The sequence below is a fragment of the Pelomonas lactea genome (genome assembly GCF_043555885.1).
GTDB classification, from domain to species: Bacteria; Pseudomonadota; Gammaproteobacteria; order Burkholderiales; family Burkholderiaceae_C; genus Pelomonas; species Pelomonas lactea.
The window spans coordinates 225,383-249,170 of the sequence record NZ_JBIGHX010000002.1; the positions used below are offsets into that span (position 1 = coordinate 225,383).

At 69.3% G+C, this 23,788-nt stretch carries 26 protein-coding genes; 19 read left to right on the forward strand and 7 right to left on the reverse strand.

The window, feature by feature from the left end; genetic code table 11:
• Window positions 1–106 precede the first annotated feature (106 nt).
• The gene (locus ACG04Q_RS05345; protein WP_394509840.1) at window positions 107–670 is read left to right on the forward strand and encodes a PEP-CTERM sorting domain-containing protein; all 564 of its coding nucleotides are present in this window, start codon (window positions 107–109) and stop codon (window positions 668–670) included.
• A gap of 531 nt (window positions 671–1,201) precedes the next feature.
• On the opposite strand, the gene ACG04Q_RS05350 is transcribed toward ACG04Q_RS05345, so the two are convergent.
• The 4 genes from ACG04Q_RS05350 to ACG04Q_RS05365 form a co-directional block, all read right to left on the reverse strand.
• Window positions 1,202–1,858, reverse strand: a complete 657-nt coding sequence (locus ACG04Q_RS05350; RefSeq protein WP_394509841.1) for a PEP-CTERM sorting domain-containing protein — start codon at window positions 1,856–1,858, stop codon at window positions 1,202–1,204.
• Window positions 1,859–1,892: 34 nt separating this feature from the next.
• On the reverse strand, window positions 1,893–4,091 hold the full coding sequence (locus tag ACG04Q_RS05355; RefSeq protein ID WP_394509843.1) for a PhoX family protein: 2,199 nt from the start codon (window positions 4,089–4,091) through the stop codon (window positions 1,893–1,895).
• 186 nt (window positions 4,092–4,277) lie between these two features.
• Window positions 4,278–5,240, reverse strand: coding sequence for an ornithine carbamoyltransferase (gene argF / locus ACG04Q_RS05360; protein ID WP_394509844.1), 963 nt, complete (start codon window positions 5,238–5,240; stop codon window positions 4,278–4,280).
• Window positions 5,237–6,442, reverse strand: coding sequence for an aspartate aminotransferase family protein (locus ACG04Q_RS05365; protein ID WP_394509845.1), 1,206 nt, complete (start codon window positions 6,440–6,442; stop codon window positions 5,237–5,239). The genes argF and ACG04Q_RS05365 overlap by 4 nt, the downstream gene beginning before the upstream one ends.
• 152 nt (window positions 6,443–6,594) lie before the next feature.
• On the opposite strand from ACG04Q_RS05365, the gene ACG04Q_RS05370 reads away from it, so the two are divergent.
• Entirely contained in the window at window positions 6,595–6,924 is a 330-nt protein-coding gene (locus tag ACG04Q_RS05370; protein ID WP_394509846.1) for a DUF3579 domain-containing protein, read from the forward strand.
• A 91-nt stretch (window positions 6,925–7,015) separates the two neighbouring features.
• A complete protein-coding gene (locus ACG04Q_RS05375; protein ID WP_394509847.1) occupies window positions 7,016–7,885 on the forward strand; it encodes an alpha/beta fold hydrolase in 870 nt (289 codons plus the stop codon).
• 208 nt (window positions 7,886–8,093) lie between these two features.
• On the opposite strand, the gene rpsT is transcribed toward ACG04Q_RS05375, so the two are convergent.
• A complete protein-coding gene (rpsT, locus tag ACG04Q_RS05380; RefSeq protein WP_268152380.1) occupies window positions 8,094–8,390 on the reverse strand; it encodes a 30S ribosomal protein S20 in 297 nt (98 codons plus the stop codon).
• 120 nt (window positions 8,391–8,510) lie between these two features.
• On the opposite strand from rpsT, the gene murJ reads away from it, so the two are divergent.
• From murJ to ACG04Q_RS05425, 9 genes are all read left to right on the forward strand, one after another.
• On the forward strand, window positions 8,511–10,073 hold the full coding sequence (gene murJ, locus ACG04Q_RS05385) for a murein biosynthesis integral membrane protein MurJ (RefSeq protein WP_394509848.1): 1,563 nt from the start codon (window positions 8,511–8,513) through the stop codon (window positions 10,071–10,073).
• Window positions 10,073–10,930, forward strand: a complete 858-nt coding sequence (locus ACG04Q_RS05390) for a SirB1 family protein (RefSeq protein ID WP_394509849.1) — start codon at window positions 10,073–10,075, stop codon at window positions 10,928–10,930. The genes murJ and ACG04Q_RS05390 overlap by 1 nt, the downstream gene beginning before the upstream one ends.
• A gap of 61 nt (window positions 10,931–10,991) precedes the next feature.
• Window positions 10,992–11,702 carry an HdaA/DnaA family protein gene (locus ACG04Q_RS05395; RefSeq protein WP_394509850.1) on the forward strand — a complete coding sequence of 237 codons (711 nt, stop codon included), beginning with the start codon at window positions 10,992–10,994 and terminating at the stop codon, window positions 11,700–11,702.
• Window positions 11,699–12,367, forward strand: a complete 669-nt coding sequence (locus tag ACG04Q_RS05400; protein WP_394509851.1) for a histidinol-phosphatase — start codon at window positions 11,699–11,701, stop codon at window positions 12,365–12,367. The genes ACG04Q_RS05395 and ACG04Q_RS05400 overlap by 4 nt, the downstream gene beginning before the upstream one ends.
• Window positions 12,364–13,932 (forward strand): polynucleotide adenylyltransferase PcnB, encoded by a 1,569-nt coding sequence (gene pcnB, locus ACG04Q_RS05405; RefSeq protein ID WP_394509853.1) that lies wholly within the window; start codon window positions 12,364–12,366, stop codon window positions 13,930–13,932. Before ACG04Q_RS05400 ends, pcnB begins: the two co-directional genes overlap by 4 nt.
• A gap of 8 nt (window positions 13,933–13,940) precedes the next feature.
• On the forward strand, window positions 13,941–14,414 hold the full coding sequence (gene folK, locus ACG04Q_RS05410) for a 2-amino-4-hydroxy-6-hydroxymethyldihydropteridine diphosphokinase (RefSeq protein WP_394509854.1): 474 nt from the start codon (window positions 13,941–13,943) through the stop codon (window positions 14,412–14,414).
• 16 nt (window positions 14,415–14,430) lie between these two features.
• Window positions 14,431–15,555 carry an SLC13 family permease gene (locus tag ACG04Q_RS05415; RefSeq protein WP_394509855.1) on the forward strand — a complete coding sequence of 375 codons (1,125 nt, stop codon included), beginning with the start codon at window positions 14,431–14,433 and terminating at the stop codon, window positions 15,553–15,555.
• Window positions 15,556–15,659: 104 nt separating this feature from the next.
• Window positions 15,660–16,307, forward strand: coding sequence for a DUF47 domain-containing protein (locus tag ACG04Q_RS05420; protein WP_394509856.1), 648 nt, complete (start codon window positions 15,660–15,662; stop codon window positions 16,305–16,307).
• Window positions 16,308–16,397: 90 nt separating this feature from the next.
• A complete protein-coding gene (locus tag ACG04Q_RS05425) occupies window positions 16,398–17,408 on the forward strand; it encodes an inorganic phosphate transporter (RefSeq protein ID WP_394509857.1) in 1,011 nt (336 codons plus the stop codon).
• Here ACG04Q_RS05425 and ACG04Q_RS05430 read toward each other — a convergent pair.
• Entirely contained in the window at window positions 17,402–17,830 is a 429-nt protein-coding gene (locus ACG04Q_RS05430; RefSeq protein WP_394509858.1) for an NINE protein, read from the reverse strand. The two genes, ACG04Q_RS05425 and ACG04Q_RS05430, sit on opposite strands and share 7 nt — an antisense overlap.
• Complete coding sequence (locus tag ACG04Q_RS05435; RefSeq protein WP_394509859.1) at window positions 17,827–18,375, reverse strand: GNAT family N-acetyltransferase; 549 nt, start codon at window positions 18,373–18,375, stop codon at window positions 17,827–17,829. The genes ACG04Q_RS05430 and ACG04Q_RS05435 overlap by 4 nt, the downstream gene beginning before the upstream one ends.
• Window positions 18,376–18,559: 184 nt before the next feature.
• Here ACG04Q_RS05435 and rpsP point away from each other — a divergent pair, with 184 nt between their 5' ends.
• From rpsP to cobT, 7 genes are all read left to right on the forward strand, one after another.
• Window positions 18,560–18,820: a 30S ribosomal protein S16 gene (gene rpsP / locus ACG04Q_RS05440; RefSeq protein ID WP_394509860.1), complete on the forward strand. Its 261-nt coding sequence runs from the start codon at window positions 18,560–18,562 to the stop codon at window positions 18,818–18,820.
• An 84-nt stretch (window positions 18,821–18,904) separates the two neighbouring features.
• The gene (rimM, locus tag ACG04Q_RS05445; RefSeq protein WP_394509861.1) at window positions 18,905–19,426 is read left to right on the forward strand and encodes a ribosome maturation factor RimM; all 522 of its coding nucleotides are present in this window, start codon (window positions 18,905–18,907) and stop codon (window positions 19,424–19,426) included.
• 166 nt (window positions 19,427–19,592) lie between these two features.
• Window positions 19,593–20,333 carry a tRNA (guanosine(37)-N1)-methyltransferase TrmD gene (trmD, locus tag ACG04Q_RS05450; RefSeq protein ID WP_394509862.1) on the forward strand — a complete coding sequence of 247 codons (741 nt, stop codon included), beginning with the start codon at window positions 19,593–19,595 and terminating at the stop codon, window positions 20,331–20,333.
• Window positions 20,334–20,469: 136 nt separating this feature from the next.
• On the forward strand, window positions 20,470–20,823 hold the full coding sequence (rplS, locus tag ACG04Q_RS05455) for a 50S ribosomal protein L19 (protein WP_394509863.1): 354 nt from the start codon (window positions 20,470–20,472) through the stop codon (window positions 20,821–20,823).
• A gap of 67 nt (window positions 20,824–20,890) precedes the next feature.
• Window positions 20,891–21,580 (forward strand): CoA pyrophosphatase, encoded by a 690-nt coding sequence (locus tag ACG04Q_RS05460; RefSeq protein WP_394509864.1) that lies wholly within the window; start codon window positions 20,891–20,893, stop codon window positions 21,578–21,580.
• 23 nt (window positions 21,581–21,603) lie between these two features.
• The gene (locus tag ACG04Q_RS05465) at window positions 21,604–22,593 is read left to right on the forward strand and encodes a CobD/CbiB family protein (protein ID WP_394509865.1); all 990 of its coding nucleotides are present in this window, start codon (window positions 21,604–21,606) and stop codon (window positions 22,591–22,593) included.
• Between the two features lie 168 nt (window positions 22,594–22,761).
• Window positions 22,762–23,787, forward strand: coding sequence for a nicotinate-nucleotide--dimethylbenzimidazole phosphoribosyltransferase (gene cobT / locus ACG04Q_RS05470; RefSeq protein ID WP_394509866.1), 1,026 nt, complete (start codon window positions 22,762–22,764; stop codon window positions 23,785–23,787).
• Window position 23,788 lies beyond the last annotated feature (1 nt).

The window sequence follows — 23,788 nt, forward strand, 5'->3', positions numbered from 1 at the left end:
CCTTCATTGCGTCACGCGGCTGTCGTCTTGCGTCCCCACACTCCGGCCCGACTCAAACGCAGCGGTTCCCTTGGCCGCCCCAACCTCACAATCCCTGGAGTTTTTGATGAAGCTCGCCGCTCTCGCCCTGGCCCTCGGCCTCGCCTCCCCGGCCTTCGCTGCCGCCCCGCTGTCCGTGGACTTCGAAAAGAACTGGTCTTACGGCGAGGAAGTTGCCAACACCTACGAAGGCGTGAGCTTCACGAACGTGCTGGGCCTGTCCAACGACGTCGACTTCAGCTACTTCACCAACGCGCCGTCGCCGCTGGGCGTGGCCTTCGTGCAGCTGGACGGCGTCGTCAACACGGCCGCCTACATGAACGTCGCTGCGGGCGTCACCGGCGGCCTGAGCTTCCATTACGCAGGCACCGACGCGGCCGTCATCAACGCCTACTCCGGCCTGAACGGCACCGGCACGCTGCTGGGCAGCGTCACGCTGTCGGCCACGGGCGACTACTCGACGTGGAAGCAGGCGGTGCTGAGCTTCGCCGGCTCGGCCCAGTCTTTCGACCTGACCGGCCTGAACGGCGTCGCCGCGCTGGACAACATCGCCGCCGTGCCGGAACCCAGCAGCATCGCGCTGCTGCTGGCCGGTGGCGCGCTGCTGATGGCCCGCCGCCGCCGCGCCTGAGCGACCGCGCTCCGTGAAAAAGCCGGCTGCTTGCAGCCGGCTTTTTTGTGGGCGCTTTGCGTGTTGTCTCTTGATGCAGCATGCGCCAGAGGTTGAGCGCAGGAGGCTGGGCCGGCCTGCTGCTTCGTTGCTCGGGCCAGAGGCCCGATCCTTCGCCAGGCTCAAACAGTCCTCAGGACTGTTTGTGTCCGGGCTCAGTCCCCCGGCCGCTGCGCGGCCTCCTCCTTTACCTTCGCAGCAGGCCGGCCCAGCCTCCTGCTTTGCGTTGCAACTGTTTAGCGCTGCGAAAGCCAAAGGGTGGAAAAGCCGGGATGTGAGGACGCGCAATTGCGCAGGTAAAGGAGGAGGGCCGCGCAGCGGCCCGGGGGACACGAAGCAATTGCGCGTCCCCGCGTCCCGGCACAACCGAGTCTTCGCAGGGGCTTGCGACCGGGATCACCAGTTGGTGCGCAACGAGCCTTCTTGTTCCCAGCACCGGCACCAACGAAAACGCCCCACGGGCGTGGGGCGTCGGGGAGAGTGGAAACCGGATCAGCCGAGGCGGCGGCGCGCCAGCAGGCCCAGCGCGCCCAGGCCGGCCAGCATCAGCGCATAGCCCTGCGGCTCGGGCACGGCCGAGACGGTCAGGTTGTCGGCCACCACGCCCACGCCCTTGAACGAGATGGAGCGGATGTCGGCCTGGCCGCGCGTGATGCCCACGAACAGGCCCTCGTCGTAGCCGAAGCTGCCCGAAGCGGCATTGAACGTGATGTTGTGCGTCTCGATGATCTGGTTGTTCTGGCCGTAGGCCGAGACTTCCAGCGTCAGCGGGAAGGGCAGGACGGCGTTGGTGTACAGGCTCACGTAGGCGCCCGCGCCGCTCGTCAGCGCGCCGGTGAACGTGAAGCGCAGTTCGCCCGCGACGCCGCCCGCGGCGAAGTGGCCGCTGCGGTCGGCGTTGCCGACGACGGTCCACAGGCCGTTGTCGCCCAGGTCGCGCGACGCGGCACCCAGCTCGGCGCGGCTGTCGCCGGTGAACACGATGCCGGGGGACAGCGTCACGGGGCCGCTGGTCAGCAGGCCGTCGAAGGCCTCGAAGTCGACGACGGTCAGCGCGCTGCCCACGGCGGCGGGCGCGTTGATGAGCGCGGCGTGCGAGGGCAGCGCGGCGGCGGCCAGCACGGCGGCGGCGATCAGATGCTGTTTCATGGAGTGTCCTTGTCGTTGTGGGATCGGAGGGGGCTCAGGTGCCGATGACGCCGCCGTCGTCCTTGGTGATGACGACCACGGCCGAGCGCGGGCGGCCGGCGGGCAGCGGCGTGGTGCCATCGGCCTCGACGCTCCACTGGTTCTGCGGCCAGTTGGAGAACTGCGTGGGGTTGGTGAAGGGCGCGTCCTCGCCCGGGTGCTGCACACCGACGAACAGCGTGCGGCCGTCCGGCGTCATCGTGATGCCGGTGATCTCGCACTTGTTCGGGCCGGTCAGGAAGCGGCGCGTCTCGCCGGTGGCCGGGTCGGCGCAGACCATCATGTTGCCGCCGATGTTGATGAAGTCGCCGCTGCCGTCGCCGATCTGGTCGGTCTGCACCCACAGGCGGCCGAACGGGTCGAACCACAGGCCGTCCGGCGCGCCGTAGTCGGCGCTGCCGTTGGGGCTGTCGTTGATGGCACCCTCGTACTGGGCCTTGGGCGTCTTGCTGGTGGCGGTGTCGCCGGCCTGCGCAAAGAGGTCCCAGGTGAACGTGGTGGCGGTGACGGTCTTGCCGTCCTCGCGCCAGCGCAGGATGTGGCCGTACAGGTTGTTGGCGCGCGGGTTGGCCGCATCCACCGCGGGGCGGGCGGAGCCGGCCGTGGTGGAGCCGTCGGCGGCGTTGGCGCTGGGCGTGGCGCTGCTGCCGCGGCGGTTGTTGTTGGTCAGCGTGCAGTAGATCTCGATGTCGCTGTAGCCATTGATGCGCGGGCGCGCGCCGGTCCACTCGGGGCGGTCCATCATCGTGGCGCCCACGGCGTCGCCGGCCATGCGGGCCTTGATGAGGATCTTGGCCAGCACCTCGGCATCGTTCGCGCCGGCGAAGTTCGGGTTGTCACGCAGCGCCACGCCGTTCACGCCAATGGTGCCGGGCAGCAGCGCGATCCACTGGCCGGTCAGGTCGGCGGCGAACTTCGCGACGTACAGCGTGCCGCTGTCCAGCAGGTCGCGGTTGGCGGCACGGTTGGCGGGGTTGAAGGTGCCCGCGCAGACGAACTTGTAGATGTACTCGTTGCGCTCGTCGTCACCCATGTAGAAGGCAACACGGTTCTGCGCGTCCACCACATGCTGCGCGCTCTCGTGCTTGAAGCGGCCCAGCGCCGTGCGCTTGATGGGCGCGGCCGCCGGGTTGGCGGGGTCGATCTCGACAACCCAGCCGAACAGGTTGGACTCGTTCGGGTTGGCGTTCAGGTCGAAGCGCGGGTCGGTCTCGTGCCAGCGGTAGCCGAAGCCGGCGGCCACCAGGCCGTAGCGGTTGAACAGCTTGCCGGTCTCGCCGGATGCGGGGGCGGGCACGGCGCTGGTGCTGCCGAAGTTGCCGTTGAAGTTCTCTTCGCAGGTCAGGTAGGTGCCCCAGGGCGTGGTGCCGTTGGCGCAGTTGTTGATGGTGCCGACGGCGGTGGTGCCGTCGCTGATGGCGCCAGTGGCGATGCTGCCGGCGTCGGTGATCTGGTAGACCTTGCTCTTCAGCAGCGCATGGCCGGCGGCCGGGCCGCTGACCCGGCATGGCGTGTTGGCGGTGATGCGCCGGCCGTAGGGCGAGTTCTTGGCCACCTGCCAGCTGCCGTTGACGCGGCGCAGCTCGCACACCGACACGCCGTGTGCGGCCTGCGACTTGCGCGTCTTGGCGATGCTGTAGCCGGCGGCCTGGCCGTCGGGGAACAGCAGGTCCTCGTGCGTGTACTCGTTGTTCGCGCACAGCACGCCACGGTCGCTCAGCGCCACGCCGCCGGCGCCCTGCAGCGGGAAGAAGTGCATGCCGTCGGTGTGCATGCCGTACTGCTTGGCCTGCTGGGCCGCCGTCTCGCTGGCATCGCCCTTGAACGCGGTGCCGCCGGGCATGATGGGGTCGCCCCAGGCGACCAGCAGCTTGGCGGTGTAGCCCGTGGGCACGGTGATCTTGTCGACGACGGCCGAGGCGCTGCCGCCCAGGCTCACGTTCAGCGCGCGCGTGTTGGCGGGCACGTTGGCAAAGGCGATGGGCTGCGACAGCGTGGATGCGCCGGCCGCCTGCACGGTCTGCACCAGGCCGCCCAGCGACAGGCCGCCCGCGGCGGCCAGCGCACCGGCGCTGACGCCACCGCGCACGAAGTTGCGGCGGCCGGCGTCGACGCGGTCGATGACGTCCAGGATGGACTCGTTGCCCGACGCGTTCAGCGACCGGTCGTTCTTGGGATGGCTGTTGCCCTTCATGCGCGCTCCTGCTTCGTTGCTGGCTGTCGCCGTGCGCGGTGATGCACGGATCTGCGCGCAATCTCGCAGTGCCCCAAGACACGCCGATGACGCCGGATCAGCGTGCGCCCGCGCCTCCCCCGCGGATGCGGGGGCAAAGAAAAAGCCGGCGGCTGCCGGCTTGATGTGGGGAAGGGCGCAGGCGTGTCAGCCGATGCGGCCCAGCAGCAGGTACTCCATCAGCGCCTTCTGCACGTGCATGCGGTTCTCGGCCTCATCCCAGACGACCGACTGCGGCCCGTCGATGACGTCCGCCGCCACCTCCTCGCCGCGGTGCGCCGGCAGGCAGTGCATGAAGAGCGCGTCCGGCTTGGCGCGGGACATCATGTCGCGGTCCACGCACCAGTCGGCGAACGCGGCCTTGCGGGCCTCGTTCTCGGCTTCATAGCCCATGCTGGTCCAGACGTCGGTCGTCACCAGGTCGGCGCCGACGCAGGCCTCGCGCGGGTCCTTGAAGACCTTGTAGCAGCTGGCATCCTTGATGCCCGCCACGGCCGGGTCGATCTCGTAGCCACTCGGCGTGCTGACATGCACCGTGAAGCCCAGGATCTCCGCCGCCTGCAGCCAGGTGTTGGCCATGTTGTTGCCGTCGCCCACCCAGGTCACGACGCGGCCCTTCAGGCAGTCCATGTCGATGCTGCCGCGGCGGTCCATGCCGCGCGCCTCGATGAACGTGAACAGGTCGGCCAGGATCTGGCAGGGGTGGTACTCGTTGGTCAGCCCGTTGATGACCGGCACGCGCGAGTGCGCCGCGAAGCGCTCGATCTTGCTCTGCTCGAAGGTGCGGATCATGACGATGTCGACCATGCGGCTGATGACGCGCGCCGAGTCCTCCACCGGCTCGGCGCGGCCCAGCTGGCTGTCGCCGGTCGTCAGGTGCACGACCGAGCCACCCATCTGGTACATGCCCGCCTCGAAGCTGACGCGCGTGCGCGTGCTGGCCTTCTCGAAGATCATGGCCAGCGTGCGGTCCTGCAGCGGCTGGTACTTCTCGTAGTTCTTGAAACGGCGCTTGATGATGCCGGCGCGGTCGAACAAGTGGGCGTATTCCTCGGCCCGCAGGTCCTTGAACTGGAGGTAGTGGCGCATCAGCGTATCCCCCGGCTTCATGGCTTGGGCTCGGCCAGCAAGGCCTTGATCAGCGGCACCAGCAGTGCTGCGATCTGGTGGGCTTCGTCGTGCGTGAGGATGAGCGGCGGCAGCAGGCGCACGACGCGGTCGGCCGTCACGCTGATGAGCAGGCCGGCCTCCAGTGCGCGGGTCAGCAGCACGCCGCAGGGGCGGTCCAGCTCGATGCCCAGCATCAGCCCCTGGCCGCGGATCTCGATGACGCCGGCCTCGCCGGCCAGCCCCTCGGCCAGCGCTTTGCGCAGCGTGGCGCCCACGGCCTCGGCGTTCGCCAGCAGGCCGTCCTCGTCCATGATCTTCAGCGTCTCAACGCCGGCACGCATGGCCAGCGGATTGCCGCCGAACGTGGTGCCGTGATTGCCTGCCTTCAGCACGCCGGCCGCGCGCGGGCCGCAGACAACGGCGCCGATGGGCACGCCCGAGCCCAGGCCCTTGGCCAGCGGCATGACGTCCGGCTGGATGCCTGCCCACTGGTGGGCGAACCACTTGCCGGTGCGGCCCACGCCGCACTGCACCTCGTCCAGCATCAGCAGCAGGTCGTGCTGGTCGCACACGCGGCGCAGCGCCTGCAGGAACTCGATGCGCGCCGGGTTGATGCCGCCTTCGCCCTGGATGGTCTCCAGGAAGATGGCCGTGACACCGGGGTGAGCCGCGATGGCGGCCTCGACGGCGGCGATGTCGTTGAGCTTCACGCGCACAAAGCCCGGCACCAGCGGGCCGAAGCCGGCCTGGATCTTGGGGTTGGCGGTGGCCGACAGCGTCGCGATGGAACGGCCGTGGAAAGCGCCCTCGAAGACGATGACTTCAGGCGACTCGACGCCGCGGTCGTGGCCAAACTTGCGGGCGATCTTCAGCGCCGCCTCGTTGGCCTCCAGCCCGCTGTTGCAGAAGAACACGTTGGCCAGGCCCGAAAGCTCGACGAGTTTGTCGGCCAGCTGTTCCTGCAGCGGGATGCGGTAGTAATTGCTGGTGTGGATCAGCTTGGTCACCTGGTCCTGCAGCGCAGCGACCAGACGCGGGTGGTTGTGGCCCAGCGTGTTGACGGCGATGCCCGCCAGCCCGTCCAGCAATCGTCGGCCTGCCGTGTCCCAGACCCAGCTGCCTTGGCCGTGCGAAAGCGCAACTGGCAGGCGGCCGTAGGTCGGCATCACGTGGGCGTCGGACGGGAGGGGGACAGCGTTCATCGGGTCTCCGATTGGGTTGAGGAAAAGTGGACTTTTGATTCTAGAGTCGATGCGAAGCGGTTTGCTGCGGCGCAACAGATCGCCGTCGTCCGAGGCACAATAGCGGTCTTTGGCAGCGGGGGTCCGCTGACCCGCGAAGCCGACCGATTTCCATGACCGTTGCCCAACCGCCGCGCGAAGTATTCATCCAGGGTGTGACATTGGATGGACGCACCTTCCGCCCGAGCGACTGGGCCGAACGGCTGGCCGGCGCGATGTCCAGCTTCCGCCCCGGCGGCGCCCGCATGGGCATCGGTGCCCACATCGGGTACTCGCCCTATTGCGTGCCTACCGTCATCAACGGCGTGAAGTGCGTCATCGTGAACGAGGAGCTGCGGCGCCTCGAACCCATGGCCTGGGACTTCGTCATGAACTTCGCACGTGACAACAACCTGCAGGTCGCCGACGCTTGCCTGCTGCCCGACGGCAAGCCGGGCGCCTGACCCCCTGTCCCGGGGCGGGTTAGCGACATTCCCAGGCCGCGACGGGTCGGTCGGCCGTTATCCTCGCCGGGATACGTTTAGACACATGCCGATGAACCTCAGCGCCGCCGATGTCGCCACGCCCGCCGCGTCCCCCACGCTACGCGGGTCGGTCGCGCCGGTACCGGTCGGCGTGTGGGTGCTGCTGCGCGGGATGTCGCGCGAGAGCGGCCACTGGGGCGTGTTTCCGCAGCACTTGCTGAGCGAGCTGCGCTCGCTGCAGCCGGGAGCGCAGGTCATTTCGCTGGACCTGCCGGGCACCGGGACGCTGCGGCGCCTGTCCAGCCCCACCCAGGTCTCGGCCATCGTCGAGGCCTGCCGTGCCGAGCTGCGCCGCCGCGGGGTCGCCGGGCCGGTGTGCGTCGTCGGCATGTCGCTGGGCGGGGCGGTGCTGAGCGACTGGGCCAACCGCTACCCGGCGGAGATTGAGGCCGGTGTGCTCATCAACGCCAGTCTGCGGCCGTTCAGCGAGTTGTTCCGCAAGCCGCGGCCGCTGAACTATCTGGGTCTGGCGCTGCTCTCGCTGAGCCGCTTCAGCGCCCGCCTGCGCGAGGAGCGCGTGCTCAGCCTGACGACGCGGTTGACGCCGACCCAGGCCGTCATTGAACGCTGGCTGGAACTGCAGCGCCAGCATCCGCTGGGCGTGCGCAACACGGCGCGGCAGTTGCTGGCCAGCGTGCGCTATCGCGCCAGCCGCACCCGGCCCGCCGCGCCCATGCTGTTGCTGTGCAGCAAGGCTGACGAGCTGGTGGACTGGCGCTGCTCACAGGCCATCAGCCGGGCCTGGGGGGCGCCGCTGCGCCTGCACACCAAAGCCGGGCACGACCTGCCGCTGGACGACCCGCAATGGGTGGCTCGCGCCGTGGCGGAGTGGATGCGGGATCGCAGCATCCAGGGGGTGAGCCCGGGGGAGTGGCACTAGACGGTTGACCCCTCGCCCAGTCTCGCCGCGCTGAACGCCGGCGTGCCTGGTCGGTCCCCCGAGCGGACGGCGACCCGGCCAACATCGCCCGCGGGCCGGCTTGGGGCGGCCCTGCGCTTGGCCCGTGCTGAAATCCTGGTCCGTGAACCGGAAATGCAAAAGGCCCGCTAGAGCGGGCCTTTTGCTTGCACCAGAGCTGGATTGGTTATCAGGCGGCGAGCGCCTTGATCTTGGCGGACAGGCGGCTCTTGTGGCGAGCAGCCTTGTTCTTGTGGAAGATGCCCTTGTCGGCGACGGAGTCGATGACGGCCTGGGCGGTCTTGAACAGGTCGGCGGCCTTGGACTTGTCGCCGGCCGTCACGGCCTTTTGCACGTTCTTGATGACCGTGCGGAATTTGGAGCGCAGCGCGGTGTTCGCGGCGTTGAGCTTGACGTCCTGGCGGGCGCGCTTGCGGCCCGATGCCAGGCGAACCGTCTTCTTCTTGGCTTTGGAGCTGGTTGCCATGCTGTATCTATACCCAGTTGGTGCAAAGACAGCGAGTATAGCCTGAAATCATTGTTTAAGCCAAGTGTCAGCGCGGAGTTTCAAAAGCGGCGCCGATGGCGACACAGATAATCCGCCGCCATGAATCTGCTGCGCGCCGCGTCGACCATCTCTCTGCTGACCCTGGCGTCGCGCATCACCGGGCTGGTCCGGGAAACCATGGTGGCTGGCCTGTTCGGCGCCACGGCGATGACGGACGCGTTCCTCGTCGCGTTCCGCATCCCCAACCTGCTGCGGCGGCTGTTTGCCGAAGGCGCGTTCTCGCAGGCCTTCGTGCCGCTGCTGGCGGCCACCAAGGCCACCGAGGGCGAGGCCGCCACGCACCGCCTGATCGACGCGGTGGCCACCGTGCTGCTGTGGGCGCTGGTGGCGACATCCGTGTTCGGCGTCGCGGCGGCGCCCGTGCTGGTCTGGCTGCTGGGCTCAGGCCTGCCGGACGAGGCCTTCGACGCGTCGGTGGCCATGACCCGCTTCATGTTCCCCTACATCGGCTGCATGTCGCTGGTGGCGCTGTCGGCCGGCATCCTGAACACCTGGCGTCGCTTCGTCGTGCCCGCCGCAACGCCGGTGCTGCTGAACCTGAGCGTCATCGCCGTAGGCTGGGCGCTGGCCGGGCCGTTGCAGCGCGCCGGCTACCCGGGCATCTACGCGATGGCCTTCGGCGTCATGCTGGGCGGCGTGCTGCAGCTGCTGGTGCAGTGGCCCGCGCTGCGCGCCATCGGGGCCATGCCACGCATGCGGTTGAGCCTGCGCGGGCTGCGCGAGTCGTGGGCCCATCCGGGCGTGGGGCGGGTGCTCAGACAGATGGGGCCGGCGCTGCTGGGCGTGGGCGTGTCGCAGCTGTCGCTGATGATCAACACGCAGATCTCCAGCCATCTTGGCCCCGGGGCAACGTCCTGGTTGAACTACGCCGACCGGCTGATGGAGTTCCCCATCGGCCTGTTGGGCGTGGCGCTGGCCGCGGTGCTGACGCCGCAGCTGTCCGCCGCGCAGGCGTCCGGCGAGAACGAGCGCTACAGCCGGCTGCTGGACTGGGGGCTGCGCATGGTGATGCTGCTGGCACTGCCTTGCGCCGTGGCGCTGCTGGTGTTTGCCGAGCCGCTGACGGCGGTGCTGTATCACCGCGGCAAGTTCCTCGCGTCGGACGTGATGCACACGGCACAGTCGGTGATGGGCTGGGGCGTGGGCCTGATGGGTCTGATTGCCGTCAAGGTGCTGGCGCCGGGCTTCTACGCGCGCCAGGACACCGGCACGCCGGCCAAGATCGCCATCGCCGTGCTGGTGCTGACGCAGTGTTTCAACCTGGTGTTCGTGCCGTGGATCGGCGTGGCCGGGCTGGCGCTGTCCATCGGCCTGGGCGCACTGGTCAACGCCAGCTGGCTGCTGTGGGGGCTGAAGAAGCTGGGCAGCTACCGGCCCGAGCCGGGCTGGTTCGCGTTCGCAGCGCGCGTCGTGCTGGGCTGCGCGGCCATGGGGCTGTTGCAGTGGCAACTGGCCACGCGGGTGGACTGGATCGGTCTGGGTGCGCACGAGTTGCAGCGTGGGCTGGTCATGGCCGCCAGCCTGGCCGGCAGCGCGCTGGTGTATTTCGCCGTGCTGCTGGTGGTGGGCCTGCGGCCGCGCGCGCTGGGGCGGCCTGGCTGATGCGCTACGCCGCGCCGACGCCGCTGGAGTACTTCGCCTCGCTGGTGGCGCAGGACGCCGGCCTGAACCTGCTGGAGGCGGCGGTCTGCCTGGCGCAGGACGAGCATCCGCAGCTGGACGTGCAGGCCGTGCTGGCCGACGTGGACGGCCTGGCGCGCCGCCTGCGCGAGCGTCTGGCGCCCGAGACGCCGCCGCCCGAGCGGCTGCGCCAGCTGACGCGCTTCTTCCACGGCGAGCTGGGCTTCGCCGGCAACCTGAACAACTACTACGCAGCCGACAACAGCTTCGTCCACCGCGTGCTGCAGACGCGCCGCGGCATCCCCATCACGCTGGCCGTGCTGCTGCTGGAGCTGGGCGAGCAGGCCGGGCTGCGCATGGCGGGCGTGGCGTTCCCAGGGCATTTCCTCGTCAAGTGCCGCGTCGGCGTGGGCGAGGTGGTGCTGGATCCGTTCACCGGCGAGGCCTTGTCGCCGACCCGGCTGGACGAGCGGCTGGCCGTCTACCGCCAGGGCAGCGGCCTGCCCGACGACATGGAGCTGCCGCTGGAGTTCTTCCTGCGCGCGGCGACGCCGCGGCAGATCCTGGCCCGCATGCTGCGCAACCTGAAGGAGGTGCACCGCGCGGCGCGCGATTGGCCGCGGCTGCTGGCGGTGCAGCAGCGCCTGGTCGTGCTGCTGCCGGGCGATGCGGCCGAGCGGCGCGACCGCGGCCTGGTGCTCGACGCGCTGGGCGCCCACGCCGCCGCGGCGGACGACCTGGCCTTCTACCTCGCCCAGTGCGCCGACGCGGCCGACGCGCCGGCGCTGCAGGCCCGCCTGGCCGAGCTGCTCGCCCAGCGCTCCCCGCCGCTTCAGTGACAATCCGCGCCCGCTTGCCTACCCCTGCCGCTGAATCCCAGCCAGTCCGCACCTTCGTTTGATGAGGCAGATCCCGCTCACGCTGTTCGCGCCGCCCGCGCACAGCTTCGACAATTTCCTGACCGGCGCCAATGCCGAGGCGCTGGCCTACCTGATGGGCCTGATGCCGGGCGATCCGCCCGTGCTGCTGTGGGGGCCCACCGGCGCCGGCAAGACGCACCTGCTGCAGGCGCTGGCCGAGCGCTGGCAGGCGGCCGGCCAGCGTGTCGCCTGGTACGACGCCGACACACCCTTGCCTTGGGAGCTTCCGGCCCACGAGAGCCTGTTGCTGCTGGACGACTGCCAGCGCTTTGACGCCGGCCAGCAGCACGCCGCGTTCGCGCTGTTCGTGCAGTCGGCCGGGCAGGGCTACACCGTTGTCGCCACGGCCGACGCGCCGGCCGTCGACCTGGCCGTGCGTGAGGACCTGCGCACCCGACTTGGCTGGGGGCCCGGCTTCCAGCTGTCGCCGCTGCGCGAGGCCGAGATGCGCGCCGTGCTGCGCCGCGAGGCCGACCGCCGCGGCCTGCTGCTGGGTGATGACGTGCTGAGCTACCTGCTGACCCGCTTCGAGCGCAACCTCAAGGGCCTGATGGCGCTGCTGGAGCGGCTGGACGAGTTCGCGCTCTCTGCCAAGCGGGCCCTGACGCTGCCGCTGCTGAAGGCCATGCTGGCCGACGAGACCGACGGCAAGGCCGGCGACAAGAAAACAGACTCTGACCCCATTTTATGAATCTCACGCTGTTTGACCTGGACGGGACGCTGATCCCGGTGGATTCCGACCACTCGTTCGGCGCCTTCATGGTGGAGGTGGGTTGGGTGGATGGCGAGGCCTGGGGGCGGCGCAACGACGAGTTCTTCGCGCAGTACAACGCCGGCACGCTGGACTTGCCGGCCTACGTCGAGTTCGCCACGTCGGCCTGGCGCCACCGGCCGCTGGACGAGGCGCTGGCGATGCGCGAGCGCTTCATGGCCGAGATCGGCAAGCCGGCGCTGCGGCCCGAGGCCATCGCGCTGGTGGAGCGCCACCGCGCCGCCGGCGACCTGATCGCGCTGGTCACCGCCACCAACGAGTTCGTCACCGCGCCGTTCGCCGAGGCCTTCGGCATCGAGCACCTGATCGCCGTGCAGCTGCAGCGCGACGACGCCGGCCGCTACACCGGCGCCATCCGCGGCGTGCCCAGCTTCCGCGAGGGCAAGATCGAGCGCGTGGCATCCTGGCTGCAAGGCCTGGGGGCACAATGGCAGGGTTTTGAGCGCGTGACGTTCTACAGCGACTCGACCAACGACCTCCCGCTACTCGAACGCGTCAGCCACCCGGTGGCGACCAATCCCAGCCCCTCGCTCGCCAACATCGCCAACGCGCGCGGCTGGCCCCAGCTGCAACTCTTCGCATGATCAAGAAGTTCATCGACAAGCTGCTCGGCAAGCCTGCCGCGCCCACCAAGAAGGCCAGCCCGCTGGGCAAGCGGGTGGAGATCGCCGCCGATGTCCATGGCATCGACCCCGAGCTGCTCGACGAGCGCGCCGTCAAGGTCGTCAAGACGCTGACGGATGCCGGCTTCGAGGCCTACATCGTCGGCGGCGCCGTGCGTGACCTGCTGCTGGGCGTGCGCCCCAAGGACTTCGACGTCGCCACCAACGCGACGCCCGAACAGGTCAAGGGGCTGTTTCGCCGTGCCTTCATCATCGGCCGGCGCTTCCGCATCGTCCACGTCGTCTACGGCCGCGGCCGCGAGCACGAGGTCATCGAGGTGTCGACGTTCCGCGCGCTGCCCACCGAGTCCGACGCCGCGGGTGCCGTGTCAGGCAACGAGAAGACGTCCAAGAGCGAGCTCGAAGGCAAGTCCCACGCCGTGGACGCCAGTGGCCGCGTGCTGCGTGACAACGTCTGGGGCCCGCAGGTCGAGGATGCCGCGCGCCGTGACTTCACCGTCAACGCGATGTACTACGACCCGGTGCGCCGCCTCGTCGTCGACTACCACGGCGGCCTGGCCGACGCCAAGGCCAAGCTGCTGCGCATGATTGGCGACCCCGAGACGCGCTACCGCGAGGACCCCGTCCGCATCATCCGCGCCGTGCGCTTCGCGGCCAAGCTGGGCTTCGCGCTGGAGCCCAAGACGCTCGCGCCAGTGAAGGCCTCGTCGGCGCTGCTGGCCAACGTGCCGGCGTCGCGGCTGTTCGACGAGATGATCAAGCTGCTGCAGACCGGCCACTCGCTGGCCAGCATCGCGCAGCTGAAGAAGCTGGGCCTCGGCCGCGGCGTGTTCGCCGTGCTGGACGCCATGCTGACCGACACCGGCGACATGCCCGACGGCATCCGCGGCAAGTTCGTCACGCAGGCGTTCGAGGACACCGACCGCCGCGTCAAGGAAGGCCGCGGCGTCAGCCCCAGCTTCATGCTGGCCTGCATGCTGTGGCACGAGGTGCTGGACCGCTGGAACAAGATCCGCAGCAGCGGCGAGCCGCCCGTGCCGGCGCTGGCGCAGGCCATCGACGCCGTCTTCGATGCCCGCATCGGCGACATCTCCGGCCGTGGCAAGCTCGCCGCCGACATGCGCGAGATCTGGATGATGCAGACCCGCTTCGAGCGCCGCACCGGCTCGGGCGTGTTCAGCCTCATCGAGCAGCCGCGTTACCGTGCCGGCTTCGACTTCCTGCGCCTGCGTGCCGATGCCGGCGAGATCGATCCGGCGCTGGCCGATTGGTGGGAAGACTTCGCGTTGGGCAGCGACGACGAGCGCGAGGCCTTGCTGGCCGACGCCCGTGCCGCGCAGCAGAAGGCACCCCGCGCCGTGCGGGCGCCGCGCCCGGCCGCCTCGGCCGAAGCGCCGGCTGACGCCGCGGCCGGTGACGATGCCGACATCGCCGCCGACGCGCCGGCCAAGAAGCGCCGCCGTCGCCGCCGCAAACCCGCCGGAGGCGGGGAGGGCGCTGCAGCGCCGGCGCCCGCCGCCGAGTGAGTCCGCGCGTGCATCGCGCCTACGTCGGCCTGGGGGCCAACCTGGGCGACGACCTGCGCGCCACGCTGACGCAGGCCGCCTTGCACCTCGCAGCGCTGCCCGGCACCCGTGTGGCGGCACTGTCCAGTGCCTGGCGCAGCGCGCCGGTGGAGGCCACCGGGCCGGATTTCCTGAACGCCGTCGCCGCGCTGGACACCGAGCTGGCGCCGCTGGCGCTGCTGGATGCGCTGCAGGCCATCGAGCAGGCCCATGGCCGCGAGCGCCCCTACCGCAACGCGCCGCGCACGCTGGATCTGGACCTGTTGCTGCATGGCGATGTCCTCATGGACACGCCACGGCTGACGCTGCCCCACCCGCGGCTGGGCGAGCGCGCCTTCGTGCTGCGGCCGCTGCTGGAGATCGCGCCGGAGCTGGCGCATCTCGCGCGCGGCGACGAGTGGGCCAGCCAGCGCATCGAGCGGCTGGGTCCGCTGTCGCTGTGAACGGCCCGGCGCCGTGTTGAGCGAGGCCTTGCTGCGGGTGCTGCGGGGACTGGCCGGCGACCGCTTCTTCCTGATCCTGCTGGCCGGCCTGGTGGTGTTGGCCGCGGTGTCGCCGGCCCGCTTGTCGTCCTATCCGTCGCTGATCGACGGCGGTACGCTCGCCGTGCTGACCGGCCTGCTGCTGTTGACCAAGGGGCTGGAGCTCAGCGGCGTGCTGCAGCGACTGGGCCTGAGGCTGGTGCAGGCGATGCCGAGCGAGCGTGCGATCGCGCTCAGCCTCGTGCTCGCGACCGCTGTGCTGTCGATGGTGCTGACGAACGATGTGGCGCTGTTTGTCGTGGTGCCGCTGACGCTGGGCGTGTGCCGGCTGACGGCGCTGCCCGCGACCCGGCTCATCGTGTTCGAGGCGCTCGCGGTCAATGCCGGCTCCACGCTGACGCCGATCGGGAATCCGCAGAACCTGTTCCTGTGGCAGCTGTCCAAGGTGTCGTTCGGCGACTTTGTGCTGCACCAGGCGCCGCTGGTGGCGGGGCTGATGGTCGCGCTGGCGGCGCTGACGTGGGTGACGTTCAGCCGCCGGGAGATCCACCTGGCCCCGGCGCCTGTGTCGCCGCTGGATGCTCACCTGCTGGGTCTGTCGGCCATGCTCTATGTGCCGTTTCTGATGTCGGCCGAGCTGGGCCGTGCCCCTGGCATGGTGGCGGTGCTGCTGATCCTGTTCTTCGTCGTGCGCCGGCGCGTGGTGCTGGAGCTGGACTGGGGCCTGCTGCTGGTGTTCGCGCTGATGTTTGTCGACCTGCGTCTGCTCGCGCAGTTGCCGGCCGTGACGTCCGCCATGTCGGGGCTGGACCTGCGGCAGCCGCTGAACCTCTATCTCGCAAGCATCGGCGCCAGCCAGCTCATCAGCAATGTGCCGGCGGCGATCGCGCTGTCGGAGTACACGGCTGACTGGCGGGTGCTGGCGTACGGGGTCAACGTGGGGGGCTTCGGCTTCATGGTCGGGTCGTTGGCCAACCTGATCGCGCTGCGCATGTCCGGCGATGCGCGGGCCTGGCGGCTGTTCCACGCCTACGCCGTGCCGGCACTGGTGTTCGGCGTCGTGCTTGGTGCGATGTGTCTGCATGTCGTCGGCCTGCTGTAGTGCGGTGCGCAGGTGTCCGCCCGCGACGTTGTGTGACGGCGCGATGACGAATTTGTGACGGAGCCCGTTAAACTGTCGGGCTTCGAAGAATTCCAAGGATCGCCATGTTGTTTGGCAAGCTGCTGCCCCGTGAGGGCAATTTTTTTGAGCTGTTCAATGAACACGGTGGCTTCATCCTGGAGGGCGCGCGCGCCTTCCAGAAGATGATCGAAAACTACGCGGACCCCACGCTGCGCCAGCAATACGCCGACGAGGTCGACAAGGCCGAACATGCCGCCGACCGCGTCACGGCGGAAGTGAACCGGTTGCTGCACCGCACCTTCATCACCCCCATCGACCGCGAGCAGATCCACAGCCTGATCAACGCGATGGACGACATCGTCGATCTGCTGCAGGACTCGTCCGAGACGCTGTCGCTGTACGACGTGCGCGCCGTGCCCGAGCAGGTGCTGCAGCTGGCCACGCTGTCCGTGCGCTGCTGCGAGCGCGTGCAGCACGCGGTCACGCTGCTGCCGCACCTGAGCCAGCCCGCCACGACGGAGGCGGCCATCAAGACCTGCGAGGAGATCGACCGCCTGGAGTCCGACGCCGACCGCGTCATGCGCTCGGCCATGTCGCGGCTGTTCCGCGAGGAGGCCGATGTGCGCGAGCTCATCAAGCTCAAGGCCATCTACGAGCAGCTGGAGTCCATCTCCGACCGTTGCGAGGACGTCGCCAACCTCATCGAGGGCATCGTCCTCGAGAACTCCTGATCAGGGTCATGAAACAACCCCTAAGCTCACTTCGTTCGCTGCACCCCAAGGGCGCGCGTCAGCGCCTTCGGGCGGCCGGGCACCGCTGACATGGCATCCGCTGAGATCGCCTTCTGGGTGGTGGCCCTGCTTGTCGTGCTGGCGCTGCTGTTCGACTTCATGAACGGCTTCCACGACGCGGCCAACTCCATCGCCACCGTCGTCTCCACCGGCGTGTTGAAGCCGCAGCAGGCGGTGCTGTTCGCCGCTTTCTTCAACGTGCTGGCGATTGCCTTCTTCCAGCTCAAGGTGGCGGCCACCATCGGCAAGGGCATCGTCGAACCGGGCATCGTGGATCACCATGTCGTGTTTGGCGCGCTGATCGGCGCCATCGCGTGGAACACCATCACCTGGTGGTGGGGCATCCCGTCCAGCTCGTCGCACGCGCTGATCGGGGGCATCGTCGGCGCCGTCGTGGCCAAGTCCGGGCCGGACGCGCTGGTGGGCGCCGGCATCTGGAAGACCGTGGCCTTCATCGTCATCTCGCCGCTGCTGGGCTTCGTGCTGGGCTCGCTGATGATGGTGCTGGTGGCCTGGATCTGCCGGCGCACGTCGCCGCTGCGCGTGGACCGCTGGTTCCGCCGGCTGCAACTGGTGTCGGCCGGGCTGTACAGCCTGGGTCACGGCGGCAACGATGCGCAAAAGACCATCGGCCTGATCTGGATGCTGCTGATCGCCGCCGGCATGGTGGCCACGGGCGACAAGGCGCCGCCGACCTGGGTCATCGTCGCCTGCTACGTGGCCATCGGCATGGGCACCATGTTCGGCGGCTGGCGCATCGTGCAAACGATGGGCCAGCGCATCACCAAGCTCAAGCCCGTGGGTGGCTTCTGCGCCGAGACGGGCGGCGCGATCACGCTGTTCCTGGCCACCGCCATGGGCGTGCCCGTGTCGACGACGCACACCATCACCGGCGCCATCGTTGGTGTCGGCTCGGTGCAGCGTGCCTCGGCCGTGCGTTGGGGCGTGGCCGGCAACATCGTCTGGGCCTGGGTTTTCACGATCCCGGCCGCGGCGCTGGTGGCGGCGGTCTGCTACTGGGTCAGCTTCACAATCTACTGACCGGCCTGCGACTCGAAGTAGCGCTGGGCGCTGAAGGCGATGGTCGCCATCAGCGCCGTGCCACCGATGAACAGGCACAGCACGACGCCGATGACGGCGGCCCAGCCTCCCGTCGACGCGGGCTGGCCGCCGTTGAAGCGTTGGTTCCAGCGCTCGTCGGGCATCAGTCCGTAGACGATGCCCCCCAGCAGCGCCGCAACGAGGCTGGCGCCCAGCAGCGGGATCAGCAGCCAGGCCAGGCGGTCGTCCTGGCCCAGCGTGTCCATGCGCTGCAGGCCCACGAGGCCCAGCAGCGTCGGCAGCGGGAACAGCCAGGCCCAGCGGTCCTTCGGACCGTGCAGATAGAAGCGGTGCACGCCGAAAACGCCCACCAGCAGCGCCAGCCAGGTGGCGACCGCCTTGTGCTTGACGGCGCGGCTCATTCGGTGGGCGGCGTGCCGTCGCCCAGGCCCAGCGGGCGCTGCATCAGCACCACGTCCAGCCAGCGGCCGAACTTCCAGCCCGCGCTTTTCAGCACGCCGGTGTGCTGGAATCCCAGCGCGGTGTGCACTCCGATGGAGCCCGCGTTGTTCGCGTCGCCGATGACGGCCAGCATCTGGCGCGCGCCGGCCGCCTCGCAGCGGGCCATCAGCTCGGCCAGCAGCAGCCGGCCCACGCCCTGGCCCTGGGCGGCAGGGGCGAGGTAGATGGAGTCCTCCACGCAGAACCGGTAGGCCAGGCGAGGGCGGAAGTAGTTGGCGTAGGCGTAGCCGAGAATCTTGCCGTCGCGCTCGGCCACCAGCCAGGGCAGATGCCGGCTCAGCACCTCGGCACGGCGGCGGGCCATCTCGTCGACGGTGGGCACCTCGGTCTCGAAGGTGCCGGTGCCTTCCAGCACCGCCTGGGCGTAGATGGCCTGGATGGCGGGGAGGTCGGCGTCGGTGCTGGGACGCAGGATGAGCGGAGCGGCTGGCGAGGGGTGTGACATATGTGTCGGAAGTGAATCCGAACGAGTTTATAATGCGCGGTTTTGGCGCTGGTCGCGGCTTTGTCATCGGCAAGGCACGCGACGTATCTACAGAAGCCAGCCCCTCGCAGGGGGTTCCTGCTATTCGACTTGCTCGCCCTGAGTGTCTCCTCGTGCGTCAGTCGCCCAATTTTTAGGAAACATCATGGTTGTCATTCGTCTCGCCCGCGGCGGTTCCAAGAAGCGCCCCTTCTACAACATCGTCGTCGCCAACAGCCAGCAGCGCCGTGACGGCCGCTTCATCGAGCGCGTCGGCTTCTACAACCCCATCGCCTCGGGCGCCGCTGAGAAGCTGCGCGTGGCGCAGGATCGCGTCAGCTACTGGATCGGCGTCGGCGCCCAGCTGTCGCCTACCGTGGCTCGCCTCGTGGACGACGCCAAGAAGGCGGCCGTCGCTGCCGCCTAAGCAGGCGTGGCAGGCAACAAGCCTCAGCAAGACGGCGCCTCGGCGCCGTCTTTTGCTTCTGGTGCTTCCTGGCCCGAAGATCTCGTGCCGGTCGGCCGCATCCTGGATGCCTGGGGCATCAAGGGTGGCCTCAAGGTGCAGGCCTACTCGGCCGACGCCGATGCGCTGTTCAGCGCCAAGCGCTGGTACCTGAAATCCACCGGCCCCAAGCCCGGGCAACTGCAACTGGCCGTGCGTTCCGTGCGAGAGCAGGGCGAGGGCATCGTGGCGATGGCCGATGGCGTGGACGACCGCAATGCCGCCGAGGCGCTGCGCGGTCATGAAATCTTCGTTTCCCGCAGCGATTTCCCCCGCACGCCCGACGGCGAGTACTACTGGATCGACCTGATCGGCCTGGACGTCGTCAACCGCGAGTCGCAGCCGTTGGGCCGCGTCATCGGGCTCATCGATACCGGCCCGCACGCGGTGCTGCGCATCCTGCCGCCGGGCGTGGAAGAGCCGGCCAAGCCGGACCAGGAGCGCCTGATCCCGTTCGTCGGCGCGTTCATCGACGATGTGAGCCTCGACGCGAAGCGCATCACCGTCGACTGGGGTCTGGATTTCTAAGGGAAGGTGCGAATGAGTCCGGCATGCCCGCTCATCCCGCCCAGAGGCCGCCCATCGTCGTTGCCAATGCTCGCCGTAGCGAAGGCTACGGCTGCGCTTGGCGCCTGGATGGACGACCTCTGAGCGATCTGCTCGAGCACGTCGGACCCCTTCACACCTTCCTGCCATGCGCTTCGACATCCTGACGATCTTCCCCGAGCTGTTCGCGCCGCACCTGACGCACGGCGTCACGCGGCGCGCGTTCGAGAGCCGGCAGGTCGACGTGCGGTTGTGGCCGCTGCGCGATTTCGCCGACGACAACTATCGCCGCGTCGATGACCGCCCCTACGGCGGCGGCCCCGGCATGGTCATGCTGGTGGAGCCGCTGGAGCGGGCGCTGGCCGCCGCCAAGGCCGACCGTGGTGACGCGGCGCCGGCCATCATCCACTTCACGCCCACCGGCAGGCGCATCGACCAGCCGCTCGTGCAGGAGCTGGCCACCGGCCCAGGCGCCGTCCTGCTGTGCGGCCGCTACGAGGGCATCGACCAGCGTGTGCTGGACCGACATGTGACGCTGGAGCTGAGCCTGGGCGATTTCGTGCTGTCCGGCGGCGAGCTGCCGGCGCTGGCGCTGCTGGATGCCGTGGCGCGGCTGCAGGAGGGCGTGCTGGGTGATGCGCAGTCGCACCAGCAGGACAGTTTCTCGGACGGCCTGCTGGATTGCCCTCACTACAGCCGCCCGGAGGTGCTGCCCGACGGCCGCGAGGTGCCCGCGGTGCTGATGTCCGGCCACCATGCCGACATCAAGCGCTGGCGCCGCGAACGTTCGCTGGCGCTGACCGCCGCGCGACGCCCTGAGCTGATCGCCGCTGCCCGAGCGGCAGGCCGGCTCAGCAAGGCCGACGAAGCCTTTCTGGCCAAACTCTAGGCAAAACCCTCAATCCCCCGCTACACTAGTGGGCTGTCCGATCCTCTGGCGGGTCGAGTGGCGCTGCTGAATGCAAAAACGGCGGCGCTGCAAACATCCCGATAAATAGCGGTCCGCCAAGATCCCAGGAGCACAGATGAACCTGATCCAGACCCTCGAGCAAGAAGAAATTGCTCGCCTGAACAAGACCATCCCGACGTTCGCCCCCGGCGACACCGTGATCGTCAGCGTCAACGTCGTTGAAGGCACCCGCAAGCGCGTGCAGGCTTACGAAGGCGTCGTGATTGCCAAGCGCAACCGCGGCCTGAACAGCAGCTTCATCGTTCGCAAGATCTCCAGCGGCGAAGGCGTGGAGCGTACGTTCCAGCTGTACAGCCCGCTGATCGCGTCGATCGAAGTCAAGCGCCGCGGCGACGTCCGCCGCGCCAAGCTGTACTACCTCCGCCAGCGTTCGGGCAAGTCGGCGCGTATCAAGGAGAAGCTGGCTTAATCAGCCGGTTCCTCACCGCCAAGGCCGCCTGGAGCTACGCTCTTGGCGGCTTTTGTCTTTTGCGCTCATGACGACGACCCGACCCGCCATCACTCAGCCGCAGCTCGTGCCAGTCACGAGCGTCGACAGCCATCTGCCACCGGTGCCTGGCGACGCATTGACTGGCGAGGCGATCCGGGTCCGTCTTGCGCAGGCATCGGCCTGGACGCCCGAGTTCGCGGGTGACGGAGGTCTGTTTGCCGATCGGCAGCCCGCCGGCGCCGCCGTGCTGGTGCCCCTCGTGCAGCGCGCCGAAGGCCTCACGCTGCTGCTGACGCGCCGCACGGACCATCTCCGCGACCATGCCGGCCAGATCAGCTTCCCCGGCGGCCGCGTCGAGCCCGAGGACGACGGCCCCGTCGCCACCGCGCTGCGCGAGACCGAGGAGGAGATCGGCCTGTCGCGCGAGCGCATCCGGGTCATCGGCCAGTTGCCGGTCTACTCGACGGTGACAGCCTTCCAGGTCACGCCGGTCGTGGGCCTCGTCGAGCCCGGCTTCACGCTGGCGCTGGACGACTTCGAGGTGGCCGAGGCCTTCGAGGTACCGCTGGCCTTCCTGATGAACCCGGCACACCATCGCCATCACCGCTTCGAGTTCGGCGGCACGGAGCGGCGCTTCCTGTCCATGCCCTGGCAGGGCCGCGAGCGCGAGTACTTCATCTGGGGCGCGACGGCTGCAATGTTGCGCAACCTCTACCGACTCCTCAGCGAGGGCTGAGCGCGCCACTATCATCCCGCCCCATGAATTTCTTCGCGGTGCTGTTGGCCCTGTTGTGTGAGCAACTCAAGCCCCTGAGGCATGGCAACCGCGTGCACCATTCCGTCATCGGCTGGGTGCGCTGGACGGGCCGCAATTTCGACGCCGGTGACGAGCACCATGCCGTCATCGTCTGGACCATCACCGTGCTCGTGCCGGGCCTGCTGTTGACGCTGGCCTACTGGGGCCTGCGCCACTTCAGCCTGCTGCTGGCGCTGGCGCTGAACGTGCTGGTGCTCTATCTGACGCTGGGCTTCCGGCAGTTCAGCCACTACTTCACCGACATCCGCGACGCGCTGGAGCGTGGCGACGACCTGACCGCCCGCCAACTGCTGGCCGACTGGCGCCACCTGGATGCCAGCGAGCTGCCGCGCACCGAGCTGATCCGCCATGTCATCGAGCACTCGCTGCTGGCCGCGCACCGGCATGTGTTCGGCGTGTTCTTCTGGTTCGTCGTGTTCTCGACGCTGGGCCTGGGCCCGGCCGGCGCCATCATCTACCGCATGGCCGAGTTCGCCAGCCGCTACTGGGCCTTCAAGAGCCGCGCGCTGGACGCGCCCACCAACGCGCGCCTGCTGGCCCTGTCGCGCCAGGCCTTCATGGTCATCGACCACGTGCCGGCGCGGCTGACGGCGGCGGGCTTCGCCATCGTCGGCAACTTCGAGGAAGCCGTGAACGCGTGGCGCCGCGACGCCGCGCTGTGGCTGCATCCCAACGAGGGCATCATCCTCGCGTCCGCCGCGGGTGCCGTCGGCCTGCAACTGGGCGGCGCGGCGGCGCCGGGCATCACGCCGGACCGCAGCCGCACCTTTGACGCCGGCTCGGAGGCCGATGCCACCGGCGCGGCCGGCTCCACGGCCGGCGCGCTGCCGCAGCTGGGCCATCTGCAGAGCGTCGTGGGCCTGGTGTGGCGCTCGGTGGTGTTGTGGATGCTGCTCCTGGCATTGCTTACCCTGGCCAATCTCGTCGGCTAGAGAATGGTGCCCCTCGCCCAGTCTCGCCCCGCTGGACGCGGGCGAGCCCGGTCGGTCCCCCTGGGGGACGGCGATGCTTGCGGCATCGAGCCGCAAGCTCATCGCCCGAGCGGGCCGGCTTGGGAGCGGCCCGGCGCTCGGCCCGCCAATCATGTTTTGGTGCTGTAAATGAACTTTCCTGACCTGCCGGCACTCGCCGAGCCCGGCCTTGCGGCGCGTGTGCAGCACGCCCTCGATCACAAGACCAAGCCGCTGGGCGCGCTGGGCCGCGTCGAGGCGCTGGCGCTGCAGCTGGCGCTGATCCAGGGCGTCGAGCGGCCCGCATTGCGCGAGCCGCAGTTGGTCGTCTACGCGGCTGACCACGGCTTGTCGCGGCGCGGTGTGTCGGCCTACCCGCGCGAGGTGACGCCGCAGATGGTGGCCAACATGCTGGCGGGCGGCGCGGCCGTTTCGGTGCTGGCGCGTCAGCAGGGGCTAGCGCTGACGATCGCGGATTGCGGTGTCGACGCACCGCTGGCCGAGGGCGCCGTGGACCTGCGCATCGCCGCCGGCACGGCCGATGCGAGCGTCGGCCCGGCGATGTCCATCGCGCAGGCCGAACGCGCGCTGCGCCACGGCATGGCCCTCGTCGAGCGCCTGCCGGGCAACGCGCTGCTGCTGGGCGAGATGGGCATTGGCAACACGTCCTCGGCCAGCCTGCTGATGCAGCGGCTGACCGGCCTGCCGCTGGCCGACTGTGTGGGCCGCGGTACCGGCGTGGACGACGCCGGCCTCGCGCGCAAGCTGGCGGTGCTGCAGGAGGCGCTCGCGGCCAACACGGCTGCGCAGGCGCCGCTGCAGATCGCCGCCGCGCTGGGCGGCTTCGAGATCGTCACGATGGCCGGCAGCGTCATCGCCGCCGCGGCGCAGCGCCGCGTCGTGCTGGTGGACGGCTTCATCACGACCGCCGCCGTCGCGCTGGCCGAGGCGCTGCGCCCCGGCGTGCTGGCGGCCTGCGTGTTTGCGCATCGCTCGGCCGAGGGGCCGCACGCGCGCTGGCTGCAGCAGCTGGGTGCGCACGCGCTGCTGGACCTGGACCTGCGTCTGGGCGAGGGCAGTGGTGCTGCGCTGGCCTGGCCGCTGCTTCCGGCCGCGTGCGCGCTGCTGGCCGACATGGCCAGCTTCGAGAGCGCCGGCGTCAGCAACCGCGACTGAG

Coding starts and splice junctions, on each gene's coding strand:
- ACG04Q_RS05370 (WP_394509846.1), top strand. CDS start 6,595: ATGACCGTTGCCCAACCGCCGCGCGAAGTATTCATCCAGGGTGTGACA.
- trmD (WP_394509862.1), top strand. CDS start 19,593: ATGCGCTTCGACATCCTGACGATCTTCCCCGAGCTGTTCGCGCCGCAC.
- ACG04Q_RS05345 (WP_394509840.1), top strand. CDS start 107: ATGAAGCTCGCCGCTCTCGCCCTGGCCCTCGGCCTCGCCTCCCCGGCC.
- ACG04Q_RS05460 (WP_394509864.1), top strand. CDS start 20,891: ATGACGACGACCCGACCCGCCATCACTCAGCCGCAGCTCGTGCCAGTC.
- ACG04Q_RS05375 (WP_394509847.1), top strand. CDS start 7,016: ATGAACCTCAGCGCCGCCGATGTCGCCACGCCCGCCGCGTCCCCCACG.
- cobT (WP_394509866.1), top strand. CDS start 22,762: ATGAACTTTCCTGACCTGCCGGCACTCGCCGAGCCCGGCCTTGCGGCG.
- murJ (WP_394509848.1), top strand. CDS start 8,511: ATGAATCTGCTGCGCGCCGCGTCGACCATCTCTCTGCTGACCCTGGCG.
- argF (WP_394509844.1), bottom strand. CDS start 5,240: ATGAAGCCGGGGGATACGCTGATGCGCCACTACCTCCAGTTCAAGGAC.
- rpsT (WP_268152380.1), bottom strand. CDS start 8,390: ATGGCAACCAGCTCCAAAGCCAAGAAGAAGACGGTTCGCCTGGCATCG.
- ACG04Q_RS05465 (WP_394509865.1), top strand. CDS start 21,604: ATGAATTTCTTCGCGGTGCTGTTGGCCCTGTTGTGTGAGCAACTCAAG.
- ACG04Q_RS05400 (WP_394509851.1), top strand. CDS start 11,699: ATGAATCTCACGCTGTTTGACCTGGACGGGACGCTGATCCCGGTGGAT.
- ACG04Q_RS05395 (WP_394509850.1), top strand. CDS start 10,992: ATGAGGCAGATCCCGCTCACGCTGTTCGCGCCGCCCGCGCACAGCTTC.
- rplS (WP_394509863.1), top strand. CDS start 20,470: ATGAACCTGATCCAGACCCTCGAGCAAGAAGAAATTGCTCGCCTGAAC.
- ACG04Q_RS05355 (WP_394509843.1), bottom strand. CDS start 4,091: ATGAAGGGCAACAGCCATCCCAAGAACGACCGGTCGCTGAACGCGTCG.
- ACG04Q_RS05430 (WP_394509858.1), bottom strand. CDS start 17,830: ATGAGCCGCGCCGTCAAGCACAAGGCGGTCGCCACCTGGCTGGCGCTG.
- pcnB (WP_394509853.1), top strand. CDS start 12,364: ATGATCAAGAAGTTCATCGACAAGCTGCTCGGCAAGCCTGCCGCGCCC.
- ACG04Q_RS05350 (WP_394509841.1), bottom strand. CDS start 1,858: ATGAAACAGCATCTGATCGCCGCCGCCGTGCTGGCCGCCGCCGCGCTG.
- ACG04Q_RS05435 (WP_394509859.1), bottom strand. CDS start 18,375: ATGTCACACCCCTCGCCAGCCGCTCCGCTCATCCTGCGTCCCAGCACC.
- ACG04Q_RS05390 (WP_394509849.1), top strand. CDS start 10,073: ATGCGCTACGCCGCGCCGACGCCGCTGGAGTACTTCGCCTCGCTGGTG.
- ACG04Q_RS05420 (WP_394509856.1), top strand. CDS start 15,660: ATGTTGTTTGGCAAGCTGCTGCCCCGTGAGGGCAATTTTTTTGAGCTG.
- ACG04Q_RS05365 (WP_394509845.1), bottom strand. CDS start 6,442: ATGAACGCTGTCCCCCTCCCGTCCGACGCCCACGTGATGCCGACCTAC.
- rpsP (WP_394509860.1), top strand. CDS start 18,560: ATGGTTGTCATTCGTCTCGCCCGCGGCGGTTCCAAGAAGCGCCCCTTC.
- ACG04Q_RS05425 (WP_394509857.1), top strand. CDS start 16,398: ATGGCATCCGCTGAGATCGCCTTCTGGGTGGTGGCCCTGCTTGTCGTG.